The following is a 1,125-nucleotide window of genomic DNA, read 5'->3' as shown; positions in this document are numbered from 1 at the left end:
GTACCCGCGATCCGGCTTTCTACTAGCGCGACACTTTCAACGATGACCGCGTGGAAATTTTGCGTGGCTCTGCCTCGATGTTGTTTGGCCGTCGCCCCACCGGCGGTGCGGTCAACCAGGTCAACAAGCAGCCGCTGCTGAAAGATGCCAGCGAAGTCAACCTGACCCTGGGCAACAGCAAGTACCGCCGCCTGACCGGTGACTTCAACATCAAGACCGCCGACGACGCGGCCCTGCGCCTGAACCTGATGACCAACTCCGCCGACAACAACGGCGCGGGCTCCAGCATCGACAAACAAGGCCTGGCAGCGGCGTACCGCTTCGGCATCGGCAGCTCGGACGAGTTCTCGGCAGGCCTGTACTACCTGAACAACAAGAACGGCATGAACTACGGCCTGCCGTGGATTCGCCCCACCGCCGCTTCTACCGTGGCGGAAACCGGCCTCAACACCAAGCTCGACCCCGATGCCTACTACGGCATGGCCAGCGACTACAACAACACCAAGGCGGCCTATGTGTCGCTCAGCCACCTGCACCGCTTCAGCCCCGATTCGGAGCTGAAGACCTCGATCCGCAAGGGCGACTACAACCGCGACATGCGTGCCAGCCTGATCCGCGTGCCCGCAGTGGGCGGCCAGGCCGTGTCGCTGGCCACCTTCAACCCATCCACCGTGATGACCCGCTCACTGCAGGCCAAAGTGCAGCAGATGGACAACCTGTACGTCCAGTCCGACTTCAGCAGCAAGTTTGAAGCCCTGGGCGTGGGCCACGAAGTGCTGGCCGGTATCGACTTTGCGCAAGAAAAGCGCACCGTCATGGCCGGATTAACCGTAGCCCAGGGCGGCGTGGCCACCACCAAGCCCAGCACCACGGCAGGCACCCCGAACGACGGCGCGTCGTTCAACGAAGACTTGCGCGTCTACCGTCCCGGCAATGGCTTCGAATCCAATGGCGTGGGCATCTACGCCCAGGACCTGGTCCAGATTACCCCCCACTGGAAGCTGCTGGGCGGCCTGCGCTACGACCGCATGACGGGTGACTACGACACCTTCGCCGCTGCCACCGGTGCCCCCACCGGCTCGTACACGATGCAGATTGGCGCGTGGCGCAAACGGCTGGGCGCGA

At 63.6% G+C, this 1,125-nt stretch carries 1 protein-coding gene; it reads left to right on the top strand.

What is annotated here, in order from left to right; all coding sequences use genetic code 11:
* Positions 1-50: 50 nt before the first annotated feature.
* A partial coding sequence (locus AC097L_RS25660) for a TonB-dependent receptor (RefSeq protein WP_479589523.1) occupies positions 51-1,125 on the top strand: 1,075 nt, incomplete at its 3' end.

The sequence above is a fragment of the Rhodoferax sp. RT5P35 genome (assembly GCF_056521385.1).
This window is presented reverse-complemented; position numbering and strand designations above follow the sequence as displayed.